Origin of the sequence: Stenotrophomonas sp. DDT-1, from assembly GCF_001580555.1 — a bacterium.
GTDB lineage: Bacteria > Pseudomonadota > Gammaproteobacteria > Xanthomonadales > Xanthomonadaceae > Stenotrophomonas > Stenotrophomonas sepilia.
Genome location: NZ_LEKR01000032.1, coordinates 1 through 23,703 on the forward strand (window position 1 = coordinate 1; position 23,703 = coordinate 23,703).

A 23,703-nucleotide genomic window follows, 5' to 3' on the forward strand; every position below is an offset into this window, starting at 1 on the left:
GGGCCGCCGGTATCGCGGCGGCGCGCATTCCGGGCCGCCTGCAGGCGTTCGAGCGTGGCGGTGTGCAGATCCGCGTCGACGTCGGGCATAACCCGCAGGCGGCGGGCCAGCTGGCGCGCGCGCTGAAGGCCGAGGCGTCGGCCGGGCGCACCTTGGCGGTGTATGCCGCATTGCAGGACAAGGACGCGGTGGGTGTGGTGCAGGCATTGCAGGGCGTGGTTGCCGAGTGGACCCTTGCCGGCGTGGACGGCCCGCGTGGCCAGAGTGCCGACCAGTTGCAGGCGCGCCTGGCCGAGACCGCTGCTGGCAGCGCGCAGCTGGCCGCTTCGGTCGAACAGGCGCTGGCGCAGGTACTGGCCCGGGCCGAGCGCGGTGACCGCGTACTGGTGTTTGGCTCCTTCCATACCGCTGCCGCCGCATTGCAGTGGTTGCAGGGCAGCGCCTGAGCCACGTTCAGCCAATCCCGACGCCGTCCGGTCCGGCACCCGTATAATCGACCGCAACCTCCGGACAGTTGCCGCCTCACGTGGATACGCCTCTGAAACAGCGTCTGATTGGTGCCATCGTGCTGGTTGCACTGGCCGTGATTTTCCTGCCGATGCTGGTCAAGGGGCCTGCACCGGACAGCGGCGTGGCCTCGGTGCCGATCGCCGCGCCGGATGCACCGGCCGAGGGCCAGTTCGAAACCCGTGAACTGCCGCTGGTGGCCCCGGCCGGTGGGGCTACCGGCCTGCAGACCGGGCAGGCCAAGCCGCTGCAGGAAGCCGCCACGCCGGCCACGCCACCGACCGTGGACACGTCCCCGGCGGTTGCCGCCGGCAACTACGCCGTCACTTTCGGCGCATACGGCAGCAAGGCCGACGCCGATGCCGTGATCGCCTACCTGCAGCGCTCGCAGCTGCCGGGCTTCGCAGAAGCGACTACCATCAACGGCCGTCAGGCATGGCGTGTGCGCGTGGGGCCGTATGCCGACCGTGCACAGGCCGAGGCGGCCCGGCTGCAGGCGGTGAAGATCCGCGCCGATGTGAAGGCCGAAGTGATCACCCTGGATGCCGCAACGGGCAGCAGCGCCCCTGTGGCAGCTACCCCGGCACCGGCACCGGCACCGGCTACGCCAAGTGCCAGTACCCCGTCCGCAGCCACCTCGCCGTCCGCCAGCAGCAACCCGGTGCGCAGCGAAAGCCTGCCGCCGACTGCGACGGCCACTCCGGCGGCCAAGCCCGAGCCGCCGAAGCCGGCGCCGAAGCCCGAAGCCCCGAAGCCCGAGCCTAAGCCGGAGGCCACCGCCAGCAAGCCGGCGACGGCACCGACCACGCCGGCTGCACCGGCGGCCAGCGGCGTCGGCTTCGCCGTGCAGCTGGGCGCGTTCGGTCAGGCCAGCGATGCCAATGCGCTGCGTGACAAGGTCCGTGCTGCCGGCTTCAGCGCCTTCGTCGAGCAGGTGCGTACCGAAAAGGGCACCCTGCATCGCGTCCGTGTCGGACCGGTGGCCAACCGGGCTGACGCCGAACAGCTGAAGGCGCAGGTCGCCGCCAAGGTTGGCGTCGCCGGCATGGTCCGACCGCACCCATGACCGACGCGCAGGCCCGTTGCCAGCGCCGCCGAAGGAGCGGGGCGCCATGATCGACGTGGTGCTGCTGATCGTGATCGCCGCCTCGACCCTGCTCGGGATGCTGCGTGGCTTCGTGGGAATCGTCATCGGCACGTTGTCGTGGCTGCTGGCCGCGTGGGCGGCCTTCGCCTTCGGCAACGATGCCGCGCGCTGGTGGGCGGCGCCCGCCGCACCTGGCGGCGAACATTTCGTCGGCGGCTACCTGGGCGTGGGCATCGGCGTGATGATCGTGGTCGCGGTGATCGGCATGGTCATCAAGGCGATGATCCACCGCAGCATGCTGACCAGCCTGGACCGGTTGCTGGGCGGTGTACTGGGGGCCGTGCGAGGTGGCCTGATCGCGGCGATCCTGGTGCTGCTGGCCGGCTTCACCCCGCTGACCGCCGAGCCCTCCTGGAAGCGCTCGGCGGTTCGCCCGGTGCTGAATCCGGCCGTGACCTGGATGAACGGGAAGCTGCCGCGCTGGCAGGTACCGGGCGCCGATATGCTGCCCAAGGCCTTGCCGACCGACATGCTGTCCCCATCTGCATTGATGGAATTGGGGAAGAACGCAGGCGCCGGGTTGGGAAAGCCGGGCGCGGCAGGCGATAATGGCATCCTCAACCAGGTAGTGGCAGGCAGCGGATGGCTGCGGCCTGCGAAAGCGGAACAGGGCGATGCATACGATCCGGCCGAAGTGCGCCCGGACGCCCCAGCACTGCCGGACAGTATCGAGCCGGACGATCCGGCCAATGTCGACCGCAGGCGCGGCGACCACCGCGGCCAGGTACGGCCACCTTCCTTGTAACTGGGCACAGCCCAGCGGAGACCTCGCACCATGTGTGGCATCGTCGGAATCGTCGGCAACCAGAACGTCGCCGGGCAGTTGTATGACGGCTTGACCGTTCTCCAGCACCGCGGCCAGGACGCGGCAGGTATCGCCACCGCCAATGGCAGCCGCCTGCGGGTGCAGAAGGCCACCGGCCTGGTCCGCGATGTGTTCGACGCCCGTACCATGTCCACGCTGGAAGGCAGCGTCGGCATCGCGCACGTGCGCTATCCGACGGCAGGTTCGGAAGGCATGGACGAGGCACAGCCGTTCTACGTGAATTCGCCTTACGGCATCGCGCTGGCCCACAACGGCAACCTGATCAACACCGAGGCGCTGCGCCAGCAGGTGTTCGAACAGGACCGGCGCAACGTCAACACCGATTCGGACAGCGAAGTGCTGTTGAACGTGTTCGCCTACGAACTGGAGCAGCAGCGCCAGCTCAGCCCGGAAGCCGCGATCCGCGCGGTGGCCGGCGTGCATCGCCGCTGCAAGGGCGGCTATGCAGTGGTCAGCGTGGTGCTGGGCCTGGGCCTGGTGGCCTTCCGCGACCCGCATGGCATCCGCCCGCTGGTGCTGGGCAAGCGCAGCCACGCAGAAGGCGACGAGTACATCGTGGCGTCCGAATCGGCCGCACTGGACGTGCTGGGTTTCCAGCGCGTGCGTGACGTGCAGCCGGGCGAAGCGCTGGTGATCACCGCGCGCGGCGAGCTGTTCTCGGAAATCTGCGCCGAGCCGGCCGAGCACACACCATGCATCTTCGAATACGTGTACTTCGCACGCCCGGATTCGATGATCGACAACGTCTCGGTGCACAAGGCACGCATGCGCATGGGCATCAAGCTGGGCGAGAAGATCCTGCGCCTGCGCCCGGACCATGACATCGACACCATCATCCCGATCCCGGATACCTCGCGCGATGCCGCGCTGGAGATCTCCAATGTGCTCGGGGTGAAGTACCGCGAAGGCTTCATCAAGAACCGCTACATCGGCCGCACCTTCATCATGCCGGGGCAGGGTGAACGCGTGAAGTCGGTGCGCCGCAAGCTCAACCCGATCCACCTGGAGTTCCGCAACCGCGTGGTGCTGCTGGTGGACGATTCGATCGTGCGTGGCACCACCAGCCAGCAGATCGTGCAGATGGCCCGTGATGCCGGCGCGCGCAAGGTCTACCTGGCCAGCGCCGCGCCGCCGGTGCGTTACCCGAACATCTACGGCATCGACATGCCGGCGGCCGAAGAGCTGGTCGCGCACAACCGCACGGTGGAAGAGATCGAGGCCCACCTGGGCTGCGACTGGCTGATCTACCAGGACCTGGAAGACATGGAAGCGGCGGTGAGCGAAGGCAACCCGGCGCTGCGCAGCTTCGATTCGTCCTGCTTCAACGGCCACTACCCGACCGGTATCGAGCCGGGCTACTTCGAGCGCATCCAGCAGTTGCGTTCGGACGATGCCAAGCACAAGCGTCGCGCCTGAGGATCAGGCGTGGTGGATGTGCCCGACGTTGGTGGCGACCTGCTGCGCGCTGCGCAGCAGTGCCTGGCTGAAGCCGATCCGCTGCGCAAGGTCGCATTGACCCGGGCGTATGCGGCCGCGTTCCGTGCCGGTCGCCTGAAGGTGGCCGCGGATGCGCCGCCGCCGGATCCGATCTGCATGCCGGGTCGTCCGGGACGACTGGTGCTGGTGCATCCGCGCGAGGTGCCACGGCGTGGACTGGGCGGCGTGGAAGGGCGGGCTGCCTTCATCCACGCGATTGCCCATATCGAGCTCAACGCGATCGACCTGGCCTGGGACGCGGTGTACCGGTTCCGGGGCCTGCCGTCGGCGTTCCATGCTGATTGGGTCAGCTGTGCCGATGACGAATCGCGGCATTTCATGCTGCTGCGCGAGCGCCTGCAGGTGCATGGCCACGACTATGCGGATTTCCCCGCACACAACGGTCTGTGGGAAATGTGCGAAAAGACCGCGCATGACGGCCTGGCGCGCATGGCGCTGGTGCCGCGCGTGCTGGAAGCGCGTGGCCTTGACGTCACCCCGGGCATGATCGAGAAGCTGCGCAATGTCGGCGATGGCGAAACCGCCGATGTGCTGGAGGTGATCCTGCGTGAGGAAGTAGCGCATGTTGCCGCCGGTTCGCGCTGGTATCGCTGGTACTGCGACCGCGCCGGTGTCGAGCCGCGCGCGCGTTTCAAGGAGCTGCTGGTGGAGTACGCCGGCGGCTACCTGCATGGGCCGTTCAACATGGAAGCGCGCCTGCTGGCCGGCTTCGACGCCGATGAGCTGGCCAACCTGGTCGAACAGGCCGGTTGAAGAAAAGGGGACGGAGGGATCAAGTCGTTTGTGCCAAAACGACTTGATCCCTCCGTCCCCTCTTTCATGCGTTCGGCAGCACCACGCGCTTGCCATCCACGGTGGGCCGGTTGATGTAGAACAGGCCGGGGCCGGGCCGATACGGCAGCTCGCTGACGCCGGCGTCGGCAGCGTAGGTCAGTGCGGTGTCGCCCAGCGCGTCGAAGTTCCAGTGCGCCGACTGCATCAGGTAACGCCGCCGCAACAGCGCCTCCTGGGTTTGCGTCAGTGGCTGTCCGGCCACCAGTCGTCGTGCGATGGGCTGCAGGGCGGACGGCAGCTCCCAGCCGGGGACTGCGTTGGCATTGGCCGTCCATTGCACGCCGGCATCGATGGCATGCTGCTGCATCACCTGAAGCGCGATCAGCTGGTAGCGCCAGTCGATGCGCCGGCGCAACACCACGGCGGCCGTCACGTACAGCACCGGTGACAGCAGTACGCTGCGGCTGCCGGCGCGACGCTGTTGCTGCCACTGGTGCCAGACATCCACCCAGACTTCCTTTTCGTCCAGGCCCAACTGCTGCCGCCAGCGCTCGGCGTCGGCCTGTGCCTCGGCGTAGGCCGTGGTCGCCTGCAGGATCGCCAGCGGTGGCGTCTGGTACTCGGCCACGCTCGCGCGGCGCAGCAGCTGCCGGCGCGGGCGACTGAGCAGCTTGGGCCCTTCTTCGAGCTGGTTGTAGCCGCCGCCGATGTTGGCGTGTACGCCGGGCAGGGCGATCTCGGTGAACGCTGGCGCCACGCTGGTCAATGGATAGTGCTGGCGATGCTCGTCACGCGCGCTCAGTTGCAGCACCTGCCTGGCAACGCCTGCATGCAGCGCGAGATGAGGTTGTTCGTCGGCACGGCCACCGCTGACCGCAACCACCGTGTCGAACAGGCCGATGAAGCGCAGCGGCGGATCGGCCGGGGCGAAGTCCGTTGTGCAGGACAGGCCAGCGGCCTGCAACAGCTGCCGCCAGCGGGTGCGATCCCAGGCCTGCAACTGGTTGGCCACATCGCGCGCGGCGGCCGCACCCCGTGAAAAGCCGAACAGATCCAGCTGCACGCCACGCAGTGGTCGCTGCCAGCGCGTAGCGAGTGCACTCAGTGCCGCCGGCAGCAGCACCTGCAGCGCCCGCTGCACTTTGGCGCGCACACCGCTGGCGCCAATGCCGAACGCCAGTCCGATCAGGTCGTCGTCGGCGTCATCGCGGGTACCGACACCTTCCACGTAGATCGACAGGGAGGGGCGCGCCGATGTCCCGCTGCGGCTGTCCGGGTACAGCTGCTGCAGGCGGGCGATGTTGGTCAGGCCATTGTCGTAGCTGCTGGTCAACCGGCTCTGGTAGGTCGAATCGTCATCCGCACGCAGCTGCGCCGGGCGCGGCTGCGGCGGCTGGGGCCTGCCACGGGCCAGGTTGTGTGCGTTGTTGCGGGTGCCATCGAAGAACAGCCCGATCCGCAGCAAGCCGACATCTTCGTCCGTGTCCAGCGATGGTGCCATGTGCATTCCCCGTCGTGGCTGCGTCACGGTAGCGCGAAAGCGGTGTATTGGCGACGTGTAGTGACGCTTTTGACCTTACTTAACCCAGATGCGGTCGATCACAAATCCTGATTTTCACTTCTCTCGCCTATTGAATTCACACGCCCCGCGCAGGCCATATGGCCAGACCCGGCAAACCGGGTCGTGCTGCATCAACGCTGTTCACATCATTCAAGGAGCGACGCAATGTTGTCCAGATCGATTGGCAAAGCGGCAGGTGGCCTGGTGTTGGGTTTGTCGGTGGCAGCGGCCGCGCATGCGGCACCGTTGTTCGAGCCGGTGACGGTCATCAGCCGCGCATCGGCAAACAGCGAGCCCGCACTGGGCAAGCTGCTGGCCACCCCGTCCACGGCGACGGTACAGGAAGTGCGTGTCGATGCAGCCGCCACTGCACAACCGCAGCTGGAATTCGAACTGCTCGGCCAGCGGGTGCAGGCGGTGCGCAGCAGGGTCGAAGCACTGCCCGATGGGGGCAGCATCTGGTACGGCCAGTTCCGTTCGCCCTCGGACAAGCTGACCGCGGCCACCTCCAACGGCCAGGACGACCCCGGCAATTCGCTGATCCTGGTGCGCTCGGGCGACACCATCACCGGCTCGATCCGCAAGGAGGGAAAGCTGTATCGCCTGCGCCCGTTGGGCAACCGCCACGTGCTGGTGGAAGTGGATGAATCGCGGATGCCGGCCGACCATCCGGCCGACTACAACCAGCTGCCGAAGATCCCGATGGGCAACAACGATCGCATCGGCATCGCGCAGGCTTCGTCCGGTACGCCGGCGACCATCCGTGTGCTGGTGGTGGCGACCAATGCCGCCGTCGCCGCCTATGGTGGCAACATGCAGTCGCTGGTGCAGCTGGCGGTAGCCGAGTCCAACCAGGGCTACGGCAACAGCAATGTCGGCCTGACGCTGCAACTGGCCGGTTACGAGACCACCAACTACAGCGAGTCCGGCAACTTCACCACCGACCTGTCGCGTTTCCGTGGCACCAGCGACGGCTACATGGACAGCATCCACACCAGCCGCAACACCACCGCGGCCGATGTCGGCGTGCTGCTGATCAACAACAGTGCCTACTGCGGCCTGGCCTCGGGGATCGGCTCGACCGCGTCGACGGCGTTCGCGGCGGTGTACTGGGATTGCGCGACCGGCTACTACTCATTCGCGCATGAGATCGGCCACCTGCAGAGCGCGCGGCATGACATCGCCACCGACCCGAGCACATCGCCCTACGCCTATGGCCACGGCTACCGCTATGAGCCGTCCAGCGGCACCGGCTGGCGCACGATCATGGCCTACAACTGCACCCGCAGCTGCCCGCGCCTGAACTATTGGTCCAACCCGAACATCAGCTACAACGGCATCCCGATGGGCAACGCCAGTACCGCCGACAACCAGCGCGTGCTGGTCAACACCAAGGCCACCATCGCGGCCTTCCGCTGAGTCTGTACTGTCCGCGGCCGCCTTGTGCGGCCGCGGATTTCCTGCCGGCGGGAATTACCCGCGGGGCAGGGTATCCAGCGACCAGCCACTGGCATCCACGCGCAGCACCGAGCCCTGTTCGTACCAGTCGCCCAGCACGATGCGGGTGCAGGCGCGCCCGCCGGCCTGCAGCGTGTGGATCGCCGGGCGGTGCGTGTGACCGTGGATCATGGTGTCCACGCCGTGGCGGACGAAGGTTGCATCGACTTCGGACGGGGCCACGTCGGTGACGGTCTCGAACTGCGCGCGATCGCCCTGCTTCATTTCCGACTGGCGGGCCTGGCTGGCCTCGCGCGCCTTCTGCGCGAAGGCGATGCGTGCGGCCAGCGGCTGCGACAGGAACTGCGCCTGGAACACCGGGTCGCGGGTCTGCGCACGGAACTGCTGGTAGGGGATGTCATCGGTGCACAGCAGGTCACCATGCTGCAGCAGCACCGGGCGGCCGTACAGCTCGATCACGCACGGGTCGGGCAGGATGCGCAGGCCGGCACGGCGCGCGTAATCCTCGCCAAGCAGGAAATCGCGGTTGCCGCGGATGAAGTACACGGGCACGCCGCTGTCGGACAGCACCTTCAACGCATCGGCCACCGCATCGGCGGCCGGAGAGGGCGTGTCGTCGCCGATCCAGGCCTCGAACAGGTCGCCGAGAATGTACAGCGCATCGGCGCCGGGCGCCTGCTCGCGCAGGAAGCGCAGGAACAGGTCGGTGATCTCCGGACGGCTGGGGTCCAGGTGCAGGTCGGAAATGAACAACGTGGTCATGCCTGCATTCTAGGCCATCAATGATGATGGTAGCGCCGCGGGAGCGGCGGGGTCGGATCCCTTTCCGGCGGAAAAGCGATCTGATCCCTGGGCTACACCGGCAGCGGCAGCCAGGTCAGGCTGGCCGAAGCCAGCAGGACGGCGATGCCCGTGGCAGCGAGCACATCGGAAGGATAGTGCAGGCCCAGGACCACCCGCGACAGCGCAACGCCACAGGTGAACGGCACCAGCAGCGGTGCCAGCCACGGGTAGTAGGCCAGTGCCACGATGGTGAACGACACCGCGTGCAGGGTGTGCCCGGAGGGGAAACTGAACTCGTCCAGCGGCGCCACCCAGGCGCGGATGCGCAGGTCGGCCGCGTAAGGCCGCGGGCGCCGCGTCCAGCGCTTGAGGCCCTTGTACAGCAGCAATGCGGCCAGGCCGGTGGCGGCCATGTGCACCGAGGCGCGCAGGCCATCGAAGCCATCCAGCACCACCAGCGCGGCCATCAGCACATACCAGAACACGCCATCGCCGAGACGGCTGATGACCGAGAACAGGCGGCGCACGCGGCGGCGCCGGCAGTAATGGTTCGCCCGCCGGCACAAGCGCGCCTCGCGCCCTGCCAGCAGTTCAAGCGGCGTGGTGCGCATGGCCGCTCCTCCGCGACTGCGCAAGCTCGGCCAGCAACGCATCGAACTCGGCCACCACCTGCTGTGGATGCAATCGCTTCATCGCGCGTGCAGCATTGCCGCCCAGTTCGTGGCGTTTCGCGTCATCGGCGGCCAGTTGCACGGCGGCCTCGATGAACTGCTCGTCGCTGTCCACCGCTGCGCCGTTCTCGCCGTTGCGCAGGTACTCACGCGCGGCGCCGTAGTCGAAGGCCACGGTGGCCACACCGCTGGCCATGCTTTCCAGAGTCACGTTGCCGAATGTCTCGCTGCGGCTGGGGAACAGGAACAGATCGCCGCTGGCGAAGTGGCGGGCCAGCGCATCGCCGCGCTGGATGCCACAGAAGATGAAATCGGGATTTTCATGTGCCAGCTTCTCGCGGGCCGGGCCGTCACCCACCCATACAAAGCGTGCCTTGGGCCGGATCTGCTGCAGGCGGCGGAATGCCTTCACCGCCAGGCCGAGGTTCTTCTCGGCAGCAATGCGGCCGACATAGATCGCCACCAGGCCGTTGCCATCCACGCCCCATTCCTCGCGTAGTGCAGGGTCGCGCCGGCCCGGATCGAACTGCTGGCTGTCCACCGCACGGGCCAGCAGGCGCACGCGTTCGAAGCCCTGTTCGCCGAGGAACTGCTGTAGTTCGCGGGTCGGCACCAGGGTAGCGTCCGCCTGGTTGTGGAAGCGGCGCATCCAGCGCATGGCCGCGGCCTGCAGCCATGCCACGCCATAGTCGGGCAGGTACTCGTCGAAGCGGGTGTGGAAGCCGCTGGCGACCGGAATGCCGAGGCGGCGTGCGGTACGCAGTGCCGACCAGCCGAGTGGACCTTCTGTGGCGATGTAGACCGCATCAGGGCGCTGATTCTGCCAATGGCGGCCCAGCCGGATCGGGGCTGGCAGGCCGAAGCGCAGGCCGGGGTAGCGGGGCAGGGCAGCGCCGGGAACCAGCAAGGTGCCGGGTGCCGAATCCAGCGCTTCGGTGGACTGGCGGGGGCGGACGAGGTCGATCTCGTGTCCGGCTGCACGCAGACCCTGCTCCAGGCCCTGTACGGTGAGGGCGACGCCGTTGACTTCCGGCGGATAGGTCTCGGTGACGATGGCATAGCGCATGGCGGGCCTCCCGGTTTCCGGCATGCTCGGGCCTGGCGATGTAGCCGACATGACCGCTTTGCGACCGTCAGATGACGGGGGCGCCGGCCACCGCAGGGGCGCTGCGGCCAACAAAAAACCACGGCCCCGAAGGGCCGTGGTCCTGGTGCTTCATGTCACAGCGCGATGGATCAGAAGCGCTGCTGGTACTTCATGTAGACGAAGCGGCCGATGTCGTAGCCACCGTAGTACGAGAAGGCCGAGTTCGGCTTGCTGTACATGATCGGGCCGGTCTTTTCGAACACGTTGTTGGCACCGACCGACACGGTGGCATCCCACGGCAGCGAGTAACGCACCTGCACGTCGTGGAAGGTGACCGCACCACGCTCGTTGTAGTTGCGGGCGCCCTTGTACCACGGTGCATACACACCCGGATCCGAGCATTCGTCCGGGTACAGCGCGATGTTCGAGCAGGTTTCCTTCACGCCCGAGTAGTAACGCGCGGTCCAGCTCGCGCCGAAGTTGCCCCGCTCGTAGCCCAGCACCAGGTTGGAACGGACGCGGAAGGCGCTGCCGATGCCGTTGGTGACGATCGGAACGATCGAGTTGTCGTTGGAGGTGCGGTAGGTCGCACTGGACACGTAGGTGGTGGCCGAGTTCACGTTGAACTTGCCGAACCGGGTGTCCAGACGGTAGCTCACGTCCAGGTCGTAGCCTTCGGTTTCCATGAAGCCCGCGTTGCGGTTGCCGAACTTCAGGTTGGTCACGATGCCGGTCACCGGGTCACGCTGGAAGCGCGAGCAGCGCGCTTCGATGCCCGACTCGTAGCAGTCCTGCAGGATCTGGGTCGGCGTGTCGGCGATGATCGTGTTGTCGATGCGGATCTTCCACCAGTCCAGCGAGGCGTTGAAGCCCTGGATGAAGCTCGGGCTCCAGACCAGGCCCAGGGTCTTGCTGGTCGAGGTTTCCGGCGTCAGCAGCGGGTTGGACCCGGAGGTGAACGGCACCGGCGTCGCGTCCGTCGACGTGTTCACCGGGGTGCCGCCCTGGCGCAGCTGGCGGAAGGTATTCGCATTGGCGATGTCGCGTGCGCAACGTGCACGGACTTCGGCGCTGGAGGCCGAGGAACCGAAACGGGTGTCGCACGGATCGCTGAACTGCGCGAAGGTCTCCGAGCCACCACCGAACAGGTCGCTGATGGTCGGTGCACGGAAGCCCTCGGCCCAGGTGCCACGCACCATCAGCGAGTCGATCGGCTTCCACTTGAAGCCGAACTTGCTGTTGAGCGTGTTGCCGAAGGTGTTGTAGTCCGAGAAGCGGGTTGCGCCATTGAAGGTCAGTTCCTTCGCGCCCGGCAGGTCGGCCAGCACCGGAACGTTCACTTCCAGGTAGGCCTCGTTGACGGTGTAGTCACCGCCGGTCGGGCCTGCGGCCAGGTTGGTGGTAGCGCCGGTCTGGGCCAGGGCATCCGGGGTGTACTTGCCTTCTTCCTTGCGGCTTTCCACGCCGAAGGCGAAGCCGAGATCGCCAGCCGGCAGGGTCACGATGCTGCCAGCGATGTTGGCAAAGAAGTTCTTGGAGGTGGTGCGGCCCTTGGTGATCTCTTCCGGGAACAGCCACGCCTGCAGCTCTTCGTTGCCGTACAGGCCATCGGCAGCCGTCGTGCCGTACGGAACCAACGGGTTCCACGGCTTGCACACGTCATAGGAGATCGGTGCAGCGGCGGTACCGCACTGCACCTTGCCGGTAGCGGCGTTGTAGAACGACGGGCCGACGCCGCCGGCGACGCGACCCTTGTGCAGGTTGCCGGTGGCCACCGATTCCAGTTCATTGCGGTTGTACTGGTAGCCCACTTCCCAGTCGAAGTAGCGGCTGCCGATCTCGAACGAACCGTCGAACGACGCCACCGCGCGGTAGGTCTTCAGCTCGCTGGTGGTCACGCGCGGCACTTCCCAGGTGCGGCGGTTCCAGGCCACGGCGGTCGGGTTGGCGTAACCGTGCTGGCGGCCGAACGGGTTGAAGTAGCTGTTGATCGACATCGAGCCGACACCGGCGGTGCTCGACTGCAGCGGATAGCCCGCGATCTGGCGGGTGGACTCACGCTTGTTGTAGCCCAGCTCGGTGCGGAAGTTGACGTTGTCGGTGATCTTGAAGCGGCCGTCGAAATAGACCGAGTCGCGCTTGACCGGATACATCACATGCATCTGGTCGTTGGCGTTGCTCACGTCACCGGTGAAAGGCGTGGTATCGGTGAGGTGGTAATTGGCCGGGTTGGTGGGATCCGCGCCGCGGTTGAGGGAATAGCCGCAACCCGCAGTGGCGGTACAGCCCGGGCCTCGCAGACCGGTGAACTGGCCGTACTGGCTGATCGTGGTCCAGTTGCTGCTGTCGTACGGATGGCGATCGGTCATGCCGTACTTGCTGAAGCCGCGATCGCGCGCCCACACGCCCTTCTCTTCGGCATGCTCGGCGGACAGGGTCAACGACACGCGATCGTTGCTCCAGCCGGCGACCACGTCGAAGCGGTCACGCGCGCCGTCGCCCTGGCTGTACTGGCCGTGGTAGACGTTGGCAGTCACACCGGTGACATTGGAACGGGTGATGATGTTCACCACACCGGCCATGGCGTCGGAGCCATAGATCGCAGAGGCGCCGTCCTTCAGCACCTCGATGCGTTCCACGGCGGACACCGGCAGCGTGGAGATGTCCTGGTAGCCGGACGTGCTGATGCCCAGGCGCTTGCCGTTGACCAGCACCAGGGTGCGCTGGGTGCCCAGGTTGCGCATGTCGATGTAGGTGCCGCCCGCGTTCTCGCCTGCGGTCAGCGCATTGGCGCGGCTGATGGTCGGGCTGCCCATCGCGGTGACGTTCTGCAGGATGTCGGCAACCGAGCTGAACCCCTGCTTTTCGATGTCGTTGCGGCTGATCGCGAACACCGGCTGTGCGGTTTCCACGTCCACCTGGCGGATGCGCGAGCCGGTGATCTCGATGCGGTCGAGGTTGGTCGGGTTGGCGTTGCTGCCTTCCTGGGCAAACGCGGGCAGCGCCGCCAGCGCTGCAGTGGTAGCCAGGGCGTAGCGGATGGCCTGCCCCAGTGCGGTGGTGCGTGAAGTCATGGCGAGCTCTCTCTCTCTCAGGTCGTGCACAGGACGCCAAAGGGGGCGTCGAAGGAGCCAGCAGGGTCGATGACCGAGCCGGTGACCCGATAGTAGTCTCGTTAGTTAATGCTCTGTAAAGAGTTCGTATCCATTTATGTCACGCGGCCGCGCCAGTCTTCACAAAACGTGAACAAAAGCAGGTGCTTACGTGATGGCAGCGATTGCCCACAGCCCGCCGTTGTGTTGCGGAGCAGCACAAAAAACCGCCAGACTGCGCAAAGTGGGAGTGGGAAATGCGTCACCCCAATTGTCCTGTGGACAACAGCGGACAGCGTATTCAGGCCACGAACGGACGGAACTGGATGCCCAGCCCGGCGATGCCATCGGTCTCGCCGATCAGGTCCGCGCGCAGCAGCGGGCGGGCATCGATGAAGGCCTGCGGCACGATCAGCGACAGCCGGTTGTCGTCGGCGGTCAATTCCAGTGCCGGCAGCGGATCGTCTTCGTGGGCGCGGTTGAGCAGCACCGCCAGCCGCAGCAGGGCCGCCAGCCGGCGTGCGGTCAGCAGCAGTCGCTCGGGCAGGGCGTCGAAGGCGGTCTTGGTCACGCTGCGGCGGTGGCTGCGCACCAGAGCCGCCAGCATCTGCTGCTCCTGGCGCGAGAAGCCGGCGATATCCGAGTGTTCCAGCACATAGCTGCCATGCACGTGGTAGCCGCTGTGCGCGATCATCAGGCCCAGCTCGTGCAGGCGCGCGGCCCAGCCGAGCATGCGCGCATCGTCGGCATCGAGCCTCCAGCGCTCCTGCACCTGTTCCAGCAGGGACAGTGCGGTGTCCTGCACGCGCTCGGCCTGGACGGTATCGATACCGTAGCGCTGGCTGAGCGCAGCCACCGATTCGTCACGCAGGTCGTTTTCGCCGGCGCGGCCGACGATGTCATACAGGATGCCTTCGCGCATCGCCGCCTTGCTGACCAGCAGCTTCTGCAGGCCCAGCGCCTGGAAGGCCGCTTCCAGCACCAGGATGCCGCCGGCGATGATCGGGCGGCGGTCGCTTGACAGGCCCGGCAGCTGGATGTCGTCGATCTTCTTGGCCTTCAGCAGTTCATCGCGCAGCTGCGGCAGGGCCTCGGCGGTGATGGCGCCCTTGCTCAGCTTCATCGTCGCGCAGATCTCGCTGATCGCCTTGTGCGTGCCCGAAGAGCCCAACGCTTCCTGCCAGCCCAGCGCGCGGTACTTGCTGGCGAAAGGCTGGAACTCGCGGCCAATCTCGGCCAGCGCGTCCTTCCAGCGCTTCTTGCTCAGCTTGCCGCCGGGGAAAAAGCGCCGGGTGCTGGCGATGCAGCCGGCCTGCAGGCTTTCGCGCTCCAGGGTCTGCATGCCCATGCCGATGATGAACTCGGTGGAGCCACCGCCGATGTCGATCACCAGCCGGCGCTGGCCGGGCTTGGGCGGTTGCGCGTGGGCCACGCCCAGGTAGATCAGGCGCGCTTCTTCGCGCCCGCTGACCACTTCGATGGCATGCCCCAGTGCGGTTTCGGCCGGTACCAGGAACGACTGCGGCGAGCGCAGCTGGCGCACAGTGTTGGTGGCCAGCGCGCGCACCCGGTGCGGCGGCACATTGCGGATGCGCTGACCGAAGCGGGCCAGGCATTCCAGTGCACGTTGGCGTGCAGCGGAAGAGAGACCACCCTTGCCATCCAGGCCATCGGCCATGCGCACCGTCTCGCGCAGGCGGTCGATCACCCGCAGCTGGCCGAGCGTATAGCGCGCGATGACCATGTGGAAACTGTTGGAGCCAAGGTCGATGGCGGCCAGCAGGTCGCCATCCTGCAATGCGGGCGGAGTCGTGGTGGTGTGCGGCATGGACGAATGTTAGCCGAAGGGGCGGTGTGCTCGTCACCGCGCGGCCTTCACATTTTGGAAGAGGGGAGCGCGGCGGGACTGCAAGGGGGGCGGCACCTCCCGCTCCTGGTAGGTGTCGACCCTGGTCGACACACCGGGTCAGAGCCCCTGCATCAACGCCATCTGTGCCGAATGCGGCGCTTCGTCGTGGGCCGGGGCACGCTTGTGGTAGATGCCGTCGGCATCCAGCTCCCAGGCGTTGAGGTTGTCGTCAAGGTAGTTCTGCAGGACTTCGCGGTAGACCCGCTTGGCCAGTTCCGGATCGAGGATCGGGAAGCAGGTCTCGACCCGGCGCAGCAGGTTGCGTTCCAGCCAATCCGCGCTGGCGCAGTACATTTCCGGTGCGCCGTCGTTGCCGAACCAGTAGACGCGGCTGTGTTCCAGGAAGCGGCCGACGATCGAGCGCACGCGGATGTTGTCCGAGATGCCCGGCACGCCCGGTCGCAGCGTGCAGGCGCCGCGGATGATCAGGTCGATCTGCACGCCGGCCTGCGACGCGGCGTACAGCGCGCGCACCACCTGCGGTTCGTTCAGTGCGTTCATCTTGGCGATGATCCGCGCCGGGCGGCCGGCGGCGGCGATGCGCGTCTCGCGCTCGATGCGGCCGAGGATGCCGGTGTGCAGGGTGAAGGGCGACTGCAGCAGGCGCTTGAGCTTCATCTTCGACGCCAGCCCGGACAGCTGCTGGAACAGCAGGTGCACGTCATTGCCGATGTCCGCATCGGCGGTGATCAGGCTGATGTCGGTATACGCGCGGGCGGTGCCGCTGTGGTAGTTGCCGGTACCCAGGTGCACGTAGCGGCGCAGCTTGCGGCCCTCGCGGCGCACGATCAGCAGCATCTTGGCGTGGGTCTTGTAGCCGACCACGCCGTACACCACCTGCACGCCGGCTTCCTGCAGGCGATCGGCCAGGCCGAGGTTGGCTTCTTCGTCGAAGCGGGCGCGCAGTTCGACCACCACGGTCACGTCCTTGCCGTTGCGTGCGGCCTGGATCAGCGCGTCGACGATCAGCGAATCCTTGCCGGTGCGGTACAGGGTCTGCTTGATCGCCAGTACGTTCGGATCTATCGCCGCCTGCCGGATCAGGTCCAGCACCGCGGTGAAGGCATCGAACGGGTGGTGCAGCAGCAGGTCCTGGCGCGCCGTGGTCTCGAAGATGCCGTCGCTGTCGCGCAGCGTGCGCGGTGTCATCGGCGGGTACTTCAGGTCCGGCTGCGCGATCAGGTCGTACAGCTGGATGATGCGGTTGAGGTTGACCGGGCCGTCGATGCGGTACACCGCGTTCTCGGTCAGGCCGAAGTTCTGCAGCAGGGTGCGCACGATGTCGCGTGGCATGTCCTGAGCGATCTCCAGGCGCACCGCCGGCCGGTAGCCGCGGTCGACCAGTTCGTCGCGCAGTGCCAGCGCCAGGTTCTCCACTTCCTCCTCGTCCACCACCAGCTCGGAATTGCGGGTGACGCGGAACTGGTAGGCGCCCTGGACTTCCATGCCCGGGAACAGCTCATCGACGAAGGTCGACAGCACCGACGAGAGGAACACGAAGTTCTGGGGCCCGCCGAGCTTTTCCGGCAGCTGGATGATGCGCGGCAGCGAGCGCGGCGCACGCACGATGGCCAGGTGGCCGGCGCGGCCGAACGCATCGGTGCCCTTGAGCACCACCACGATGTTCAGCGACTTGTTGAGGATCTTCGGGAACGGGTGCACCGGGTCCAGGCCCAGTGGCGACAGCACCGGCATGATCTCGTTGCGGAAGTAGGCGCGCAGCCAGCGCTTCTGGCGGTCGGTCCAGGAGTGGCGGCCGAGCACGCCGATGCCGGCCTCCATCAGCGCCGGCCGCAGCGTCTCGTTCCAGCAACGGTACTGCTGGTCCACCAGTTCGGCGGCGCGGTCATGGATGGCGCTCAGGATGGCCTGCGGGCTCATCCCGTCCGGTGCGGGTGGCAGGCCGTACTCCTGCGCGTGGCGCACGGCGGCGGCACGGATCTCGAAGAACTCGTCGAGGTTGGTGCAGGAGATGCACATGAAGCGCAGGCGCTCCAGCAGCGGCACCTGCGGGTCCATCGCCTGGGCCAGCACGCGGAAGTTGAAATCCAGCTGTGACAGTTCGCGATTGATGTACAGCGCCGGGTCGCGCAACGGATCGTTGTCCGGGCTCACGGGGAGGGGGAGGGATCCGAGGCTGCTCATGGCGTCATTCTTCGATGGAGGTCAGGGGGGCGGACTCGCGCGGGCGCACGTGGTCGGCATCGAAATGGCAGGAGAACACCGAGCCCTTGCCGACTTCGCTTTCAATTTCCAGCCGCGCGTGGTGCAGGCCGAGGATGTGCTTGACGATGGACAGGCCCAGGCCGGTGCCACCGCTTTCGCGCGAGCGGCTGCTGGAAACACGGTAGAAGCGTTCGGTCAGGCGCGGCAGGTGGGTGGCCGGGATGCCGTAGCCGGAGTCACGCACCGCCAGCACCGCACCGTCGCCCTCGCGGCGGAACTCCACCGCGATGCGGCCACCGGCCGGCGTATAGCGCACCGCATTGGTGACCAGGTTGGAGAAGGCGCTGTGCAGCTCCTTGGTCGAGCCCTGAAGGTCAACGCCGGCCAGGTCGTCGATGCTGATCTGGTGGCGGCCCTGGCTGTGCGCTTCGGCTTCGCGGCGCAGGGTGGCCAGCATCGGCTGCATGGCCACGGTCTCGTCCTCGCTGTGTTCCTGCGATTCGAGGCGCGACAGGGTCAGCAGGTCTTCCACCAGCTGGGCCATGCGCTGGCTCTGCTTGCGCATTTCTTCCAGCATCGGTCCGGTTCCCGGGAAATCCTCCGGGTCCATCATGTCCAGGTAGCCGTGGACTACGGTGAGCGGCGTGCGCAGCTCGTGTGAAACGTTGGCGACGAAATCCCGCCGCACCTGCTCCAGGCGCAGCAGCTTGCTGACGTCACGCGCGATCAGCAGCCAGTAGTCCGACGAATAGGGAATCAGGCGCAGGTTCAGGCGGATCGCCGGATCGACCGGCGAGGGTACGTCCAGGATGGGCTCGGCATTGCGGCCACCGGCCAGCCAGTGCGCCAGCGGCATCGGCTGCAGGCGCTCGACCAGGGCCTCGCCAAGGTCGCCGGGATGGTGCAGGCCGAGCAGGGCGGTGGCCGCTTCGTTGAACCACTGCACGCGCTGGCTGTTGCGATCCAGCACGACGACAGCATCGGGCAGCGCGGCGGCGGCGGCGCGGTAGCTGCGCAGCATGTCCAGCAGGCGGCGCTTGCGCACGCGCATTTCCACCTGGTTGCGGTACAGCAGGCGGTCCAGTTCGTTCCAGACGCCGGTGCCTTCTTCGGCGGTGTCCCAGCGCTGGCGAGCGGTCAGCCGGCGCAGAACGCTGCGCAGGCGCCAGTAATGCCAGGCCAGGGTCGCCAGCGCGCCCAGTGCGATGCACAACCACAGATGGCCCGTGAACCACCCCACCAGTCCGGCGAACAGCAGCACCGCGGCAACGGTGGCCAGGGTCTTCAACCAGGCAGAGCGGATGTGGCGGGGCATTGCGATCTCGTCGTTGAGGTGCGGCGGTTCACTGGGGTGAACCGAGGGTTATAGCAGAGTTGCCCGCACCGGCACCTGTAAGTGCGCGGTGCCGGCACGACGAGACTCAGGTGGCAGTGGAGAAGCGGTATCCGGCGCCGCGCACGGTCTGCACCATGTTCTCGGCGTTGAACGGCTCCAGCGTCTTGCGCAGGCGCCGGATATGCACGTCGATGGTGCGTTCCTCCACGTAAACGCTGCCGCCCCACACATGGTCCAGCAGCTGCGCGCGGGTGTAGACGCGCTCCGGGTGGGTCATGAAGAAATGCAGCAGGCGGTATTCGGTCGGGCCGATCGGCACCGGCTGGTCGTTGGCGAACACGCGATGGGCGGCGCCGTCGATACGGATCGGGCCGACGGCTACGCTGCCGTCCTCGTCATCTTCGCGGGCGCGGCGCATGACTGCGCGGATGCGGGCCAGCAGTTCGCGTGCCGAGAACGGCTTGACCACATAGTCATCGACACCGGCCTCGAGGCCCCCGACGCGATCGTTCTCCTCGCCGCGGGCGGTCAGCATGATGATCGGCACTTCGCGGGTCAGCGTTTCCTTGCGCCAGCGACGGGCCAGGTCCAGGCCGCTGGTGCCGGGCAGCATCCAGTCCAGCAGGATCAGGTCGGGAACGCGATCGGCGATCGCGGTCTGGGCCTCCCGGGCATCGCCGGCGTGGACCGGTTCGTAATCGCCCTTGCGAAGGGCGAAGGCGACCATTTCACGGATCGCGGGCTCGTCATCGACGATCAGGATGCGTTTCTGCACGAGGACACCGTAGGGCTCGGTTACTGGACTGGTGCCAGTAGACTACGGTTTGATGACATGTTTGTGACTACCCGGCCGGAACCGGCCCGGATTGCCATCGGCCGGTCATGCGGTGCTCAGCGGCGGTCCAGATCCGGGTCCTGCACGCCCTGCCGGCGCAGCTCCAGCACCGTCGGGGTGATCGATTCGATGCGTGCGTCAACCCGCGCGCGGCCGATGTAATCCAGCGCCGGGTTGCGCTTGAGCGCCTGCAGCTGCATCAGCGCCTGTTCTGGCCGCCCGCTGAGGAAGGCGGCCTCGGCATAGGCCTCGCTGGCGCGCACGCTGTCGCCAGCCAACTCGCTGGCGCGGGCGAAACGCTGCTGGAAGACCGGATCGTTACCACTTTGCGACAGCAGGGGGCGCAGCATCGCCTGCGCACGCTGGCCGGCTTCGCGGCTGCCTTGTTCGTTCAGGATCTCGGCATAGGTCAGTGCCACCGGGCGGCTGTTGGGGTGTTCGCGCAACAATTGCTCGAAGCGGCTGTTGGCCTGGGCCGTCTGGCCTGCGCGCGACTCCGCCTCGCCCAGGCCCAGCGCCAGCCACAGGTTGCCGGGGTGGGTCTGCAGCAGGCCGGCCAGGGTCTGCCGGGCCTGGCCGGCACCGGCACGGCCACCGCGCATCACCGCCAGCGCCTGGCCGTAGCGCTGCGCATCGTTGAGGCCGTCCTTCTGCCGCTTGGCCAGGTCGGCGTACTCGCGCTCCAGCTCGGGGGTGGAGTCCGCGCTGAGCACGCGCAGGCGCTCACGCGCCCACTCGAAGTCACCGCTGGCGCCACGGTTGAGCTGGCCGATCGGCAGGCGCAGCACACTGCCGGGCAGCAGCGGGTTGTTGCCGCGCAGCAGCGGCTCGCCCAGGCTGGGATCGGCCGGGTCCACCCGCTCCTTGCGCTCGCCGGTGGGGGTGCTGGTGGTGAGAAGCACCGTATCCTTCTTCATCTGCTGGGCGCGGGACTTGGCCTCGCTGATGCGGGTGATGTTGACCGGGTGGGTGCGCAGGAACTCGGGCACGCTGTAGCCGCCTTCGTTGCCGCGCATGGCTGCCGACATCCGCTCGAAGAAGCCGGCCATGGCATCCACGTCGTAGCCGCTGCGCGACAGGGTGCGGATGCCGAGGCGGTCGGCCTCGGACTCGTTGGAGCGGGTGTAGTTGATCTGCCGCTGCTGCATCAGGCCCATGCCCGAGCTGATCGCCGCCATCGTCGCGTTGCCGGACGACGTGCTGTTGCTGGCCTGGGCGGCCACTACCGCCGCCAGCATGCCCAGCAGGATCGGGATCTGGTCGCGCTGGGCGCGCTCGACACCGCGCAGCACGTGCTGCTGGGTGACGTGGGCGATTTCGTGGGACAGCACCGCAGCAACCTCGTCCTCGCGCTCGGCGGTCAGCACCAGTCCGGCATTGACCCCGATGTAGCCGCCCAGCGTGGCGAACGCGTTGATCTGGCGGTCGTTCATCACGAAGAAGGTGTACGGCTGCCGCGGCTGGTCACTGTTGGAGCCGAGCCGGGTACCCATGGTCTGCAGCCAGTCGTTGACCAGCGGATCTTCCAGCAGGTAGCCGTAGTTGCGCAGCTCGCGCAGCATCATCGCGCCGTACTCGGCCTGGCGGGCCGGGGTCAGCAGCTCGCCGGCCGAAGAGCCGATGTCGGGCAGCTTCTCCTGGGCCTGGGCCAGCGGCATGGCCAGGGCCAGGGTGACGGCGGTAGTCAGCAGCAGGGCTCGCAAGCAGAAGGTCCTCGGGCGGGGCGCGCCAAGCGTGGCAGGGCGGGGGGCAACCATTCGTTAATCCACAGTGTTGCGGCCGTGGCGTGGAAATTCCAGCGCACCGGTACCATATGTAGACCGTCGATCCATCGTGGAGTTTCCCGTGACAGCCCAGACCGCCGGCGGTGCCCCCGCCATCACCATCTATTCCACTGCCGTCTGCCCGTACTGCGTGGCCGCCAAGAACTTCCTGAAGAGCAAGGGCCAGCAGTGGACCGAGGTCCGCATCGACCTGGACCCGGCCGAGCGCGAGAAGATGATGGCGCTGACCCGCCGCACCAGCGTGCCGCAGATCTTCGTCGGCGACGTCCATGTCGGCGGCTACGACGACATGATGGCCCTGCACCGTGAAGGCAAGCTCGAGCCGCTGCTGGCCGGGCAGGGCCAGGCATGAGCGCGGCCGACGACGGCAGCAAGGACCGCATCGCCGAGTTCACCGAGTTCCGCAAGCGCATGAACGAGCGCATCCTGGGCGAACCGAACCAGGTGGTGCGCCGCTTCTTCGCGCTGGATACGCAGACCTACCAGGCCGGCGCGCTGGACGTGAAGACCAAGGAGCTGCTGGGCCTGGTGGCCTCGATGGTGCTGCGCTGCGACGACTGCATCAGCTACCACGTGGCCCAGTGCAAGGACGCCGGGGTGACCCGTGAGGAGTTCTTCGAGACCTTCTCGGTCGGCCTGGTGGTGGGCGGCTCCATCGTGATCCCGCACCTGCGCCGCGCGGTCGACTTCCTCGACCAGCTCGAAGGCGGCGCCGCCGCGCCAGCCGCGCACGAGCACTGAGGTAGCACCGGGCCATGCCCGGCGGAGACGTGAACGAAAAGCCGCCGGGCATGGCCCGGCGCTACCGGATCACGGCCGCGCGCCGGGGCATTTCCCGCGATCCAACCGCCCAGGAGCCCCTTCTTGTTGAAGGGGCGCGCCGACAGGCGGGGGAAGAGGAGGAATGCGCGGGAAATTATGCCTTTGCCGGGGTCAGGACCATGGTCTACTTGGGTAGCCGGGCCCGGCTAAGGCATAATTGCCGGTGAAACTTCCTTTGCGCCGGCGTTTCCGGGCACGTCCGGACGGCGTTTTTCCCCCTGTTCGGAACATCGATCAATGACGCAGAAAATTACGGTCATCCGCGGCGACGGCATTGGCCCGGAAATCATGGACGCCACCCTGTTCGTGCTCGACCAGCTCAAGACTGGCCTGGAGTACGAAGACGCCGACGCCGGCCTGGTGGCCCTGGAAAAGCACGGCGACCTGATGCCGGCGGTGACCCTGGAATCGATCGCGCGCAACAAGGTCGCGCTGAAGAGCCCGCTGACCACCCCGGTCGGTGGTGGCTTCACCTCGATCAACGTCAGCCTGCGACGTCATTTCGACCTGTACGCCAACGTGCGTCCGGCCCACACCTTCCCGAACACCAAGTCGCGTTTCGACAACGTCGACCTGATCACCGTCCGTGAGAACACCGAAGGTGCCTACCTGGCCGAAGGCCAGGAAGTGTCGGCCGACGGCGAGACCGCCTTCTCCGGCACCCGCATCACCCGCAAGGGCTCCGAGCGCATCGTGCGCTACGCCTTCGAGCTGGCCAAGAGCACCGGCCGCAAGAAGGTCACCGCCGTGCACAAGGCCAACATCATCAAGTCGACCTCGGGCCTGTTCCTGAATGTCGCCCGTGAAGTCGCCGCGCAGTACCCGGACATCGAGTTCCAGGAAATGATCGTCGACAACTGCTGCATGCAGCTGGTGATGCGCCCGGAACAGTTCGATGTGATCGTCACCACGAACCTGTTCGGCGACATCATCTCCGACCTGTGCGCCGGCCTGGTCGGCGGCCTGGGCCTGGCTCCGGGCGCCAACATCGGTAAGGATGCGGCGATCTTCGAAGCCGTGCACGGCACCGCGCCGGACATCGCCGGCCAGGGCAAGGCCAATCCGTGCGCGCTGCTGCTGGCGGCCGCGCAGATGCTGGACCACATCGGCCAGCCGGAAAACGCCGAGCGCCTGCGCAAGGCCATCGTGGCGACCATGGAAGCGAAGGATTCGCTGACCGGCGACCTGGGTGGCACCGGCACCACCATGAGCTTTGCCAAGGCAATTGCCAGCCGCCTGTAAGCGGCCGGCCGACCTCGGTCGGATCCACAGCGGGGCGCCTTTGGGCGCCCCGTTGCGTTTTTCCGCCTCTGTAGAGTCGAGCATGGCTCGACTCTACAGAGGCGGTCTGTGCTGATATCGCACAGATCATGTGCTGTTACACGGCTGGTTCGTGCGCCATCCGCTCCGCATCCTGTGCCCACTTCCCAATGCACCGGAGCTTGAAC

General features: G+C 67.0%; 18 protein-coding genes and 1 pseudogene. 9 read left to right on the forward strand and 10 right to left on the reverse strand.

All coding sequences use genetic code 11. The features are described from left to right. From AB839_RS14700 to AB839_RS14720, 5 genes and pseudogenes are all read left to right on the forward strand, one after another. Nucleotides 1-446 (forward strand): annotated as a pseudogene (locus AB839_RS14700) (bifunctional folylpolyglutamate synthase/dihydrofolate synthase); the annotation flags it as partial. Nucleotides 447-526: 80 nt separating this feature from the next. Next, nucleotides 527-1,573 carry an SPOR domain-containing protein gene (locus tag AB839_RS14705; RefSeq protein ID WP_061479935.1) on the forward strand — a complete coding sequence of 349 codons (1,047 nt, stop codon included), beginning with the start codon at nucleotides 527-529 and terminating at the stop codon, nucleotides 1,571-1,573. Nucleotides 1,574-1,619: 46 nt separating this feature from the next. Next, the gene (locus tag AB839_RS14710; protein ID WP_061479936.1) at nucleotides 1,620-2,399 is read left to right on the forward strand and encodes a CvpA family protein; all 780 of its coding nucleotides are present in this window, start codon (nucleotides 1,620-1,622) and stop codon (nucleotides 2,397-2,399) included. A gap of 30 nt (nucleotides 2,400-2,429) precedes the next feature. After that, entirely contained in the window at nucleotides 2,430-3,896 is a 1,467-nt protein-coding gene (purF, locus tag AB839_RS14715; RefSeq protein WP_049414284.1) for an amidophosphoribosyltransferase, read from the forward strand. A gap of 9 nt (nucleotides 3,897-3,905) precedes the next feature. Continuing rightward, complete coding sequence (locus AB839_RS14720) at nucleotides 3,906-4,730, forward strand: ferritin-like domain-containing protein (RefSeq protein ID WP_061479937.1); 825 nt, start codon at nucleotides 3,906-3,908, stop codon at nucleotides 4,728-4,730. Between the two features lie 64 nt (nucleotides 4,731-4,794). On the opposite strand, the gene AB839_RS14725 is transcribed toward AB839_RS14720, so the two are convergent. Beyond that, nucleotides 4,795-6,252, reverse strand: a complete 1,458-nt coding sequence (locus AB839_RS14725) for a DUF2235 domain-containing protein (protein WP_061479938.1) — start codon at nucleotides 6,250-6,252, stop codon at nucleotides 4,795-4,797. Nucleotides 6,253-6,477: 225 nt separating this feature from the next. Here AB839_RS14725 and AB839_RS14730 point away from each other — a divergent pair, with 225 nt between their 5' ends. Continuing rightward, on the forward strand, nucleotides 6,478-7,731 hold the full coding sequence (locus tag AB839_RS14730) for a M12 family metallo-peptidase (protein WP_061479939.1): 1,254 nt from the start codon (nucleotides 6,478-6,480) through the stop codon (nucleotides 7,729-7,731). A 54-nt stretch (nucleotides 7,732-7,785) separates the two neighbouring features. On the opposite strand, the gene lpxH is transcribed toward AB839_RS14730, so the two are convergent. The 9 genes from lpxH to AB839_RS14775 form a co-directional block, all read right to left on the reverse strand. Beyond that, complete coding sequence (lpxH, locus tag AB839_RS14735) at nucleotides 7,786-8,532, reverse strand: UDP-2,3-diacylglucosamine diphosphatase (RefSeq protein ID WP_061479940.1); 747 nt, start codon at nucleotides 8,530-8,532, stop codon at nucleotides 7,786-7,788. A 92-nt stretch (nucleotides 8,533-8,624) separates the two neighbouring features. Further along, entirely contained in the window at nucleotides 8,625-9,164 is a 540-nt protein-coding gene (locus tag AB839_RS14740; RefSeq protein ID WP_061479941.1) for a phosphatase PAP2 family protein, read from the reverse strand. Continuing rightward, a complete protein-coding gene (locus AB839_RS14745) occupies nucleotides 9,145-10,290 on the reverse strand; it encodes a glycosyltransferase family 1 protein (RefSeq protein WP_053500127.1) in 1,146 nt (381 codons plus the stop codon). Before AB839_RS14745 ends, AB839_RS14740 begins: the two co-directional genes overlap by 20 nt. A 170-nt stretch (nucleotides 10,291-10,460) precedes the next feature. Then, a complete protein-coding gene (locus AB839_RS14750) occupies nucleotides 10,461-13,385 on the reverse strand; it encodes a TonB-dependent receptor (RefSeq protein ID WP_061479942.1) in 2,925 nt (974 codons plus the stop codon). A 319-nt stretch (nucleotides 13,386-13,704) separates the two neighbouring features. Beyond that, nucleotides 13,705-15,231: an exopolyphosphatase gene (ppx, locus tag AB839_RS14755; RefSeq protein WP_005415458.1), complete on the reverse strand. Its 1,527-nt coding sequence runs from the start codon at nucleotides 15,229-15,231 to the stop codon at nucleotides 13,705-13,707. Between the two features lie 138 nt (nucleotides 15,232-15,369). After that, nucleotides 15,370-17,457: a polyphosphate kinase 1 gene (gene ppk1 / locus AB839_RS14760; protein ID WP_061479943.1), complete on the reverse strand. Its 2,088-nt coding sequence runs from the start codon at nucleotides 17,455-17,457 to the stop codon at nucleotides 15,370-15,372. A 4-nt stretch (nucleotides 17,458-17,461) separates the two neighbouring features. Then, the gene (phoR, locus tag AB839_RS14765) at nucleotides 17,462-18,793 is read right to left on the reverse strand and encodes a phosphate regulon sensor histidine kinase PhoR (protein ID WP_061479944.1); all 1,332 of its coding nucleotides are present in this window, start codon (nucleotides 18,791-18,793) and stop codon (nucleotides 17,462-17,464) included. 106 nt (nucleotides 18,794-18,899) lie between these two features. Next, nucleotides 18,900-19,589 (reverse strand): phosphate regulon transcriptional regulator PhoB, encoded by a 690-nt coding sequence (phoB, locus tag AB839_RS14770; protein WP_005408258.1) that lies wholly within the window; start codon nucleotides 19,587-19,589, stop codon nucleotides 18,900-18,902. 116 nt (nucleotides 19,590-19,705) lie between these two features. Next, nucleotides 19,706-21,406, reverse strand: a complete 1,701-nt coding sequence (locus tag AB839_RS14775) for a M48 family metalloprotease (RefSeq protein ID WP_185807381.1) — start codon at nucleotides 21,404-21,406, stop codon at nucleotides 19,706-19,708. Between the two features lie 88 nt (nucleotides 21,407-21,494). Between AB839_RS14775 and grxC the strand changes: the two genes are divergently transcribed. The 3 genes from grxC to AB839_RS14790 all read left to right on the forward strand — a co-directional run bounded on the left by grxC (nucleotide 21,495) and on the right by AB839_RS14790 (nucleotide 23,497). Next, nucleotides 21,495-21,785 (forward strand): glutaredoxin 3, encoded by a 291-nt coding sequence (gene grxC / locus AB839_RS14780; RefSeq protein ID WP_004154541.1) that lies wholly within the window; start codon nucleotides 21,495-21,497, stop codon nucleotides 21,783-21,785. Further along, complete coding sequence (locus AB839_RS14785) at nucleotides 21,782-22,174, forward strand: carboxymuconolactone decarboxylase family protein (RefSeq protein ID WP_004154542.1); 393 nt, start codon at nucleotides 21,782-21,784, stop codon at nucleotides 22,172-22,174. The genes grxC and AB839_RS14785 overlap by 4 nt, the downstream gene beginning before the upstream one ends. Nucleotides 22,175-22,492: 318 nt before the next feature. Next, nucleotides 22,493-23,497: an isocitrate dehydrogenase gene (locus AB839_RS14790; RefSeq protein WP_012479261.1), complete on the forward strand. Its 1,005-nt coding sequence runs from the start codon at nucleotides 22,493-22,495 to the stop codon at nucleotides 23,495-23,497. Nucleotides 23,498-23,703 lie beyond the last annotated feature (206 nt).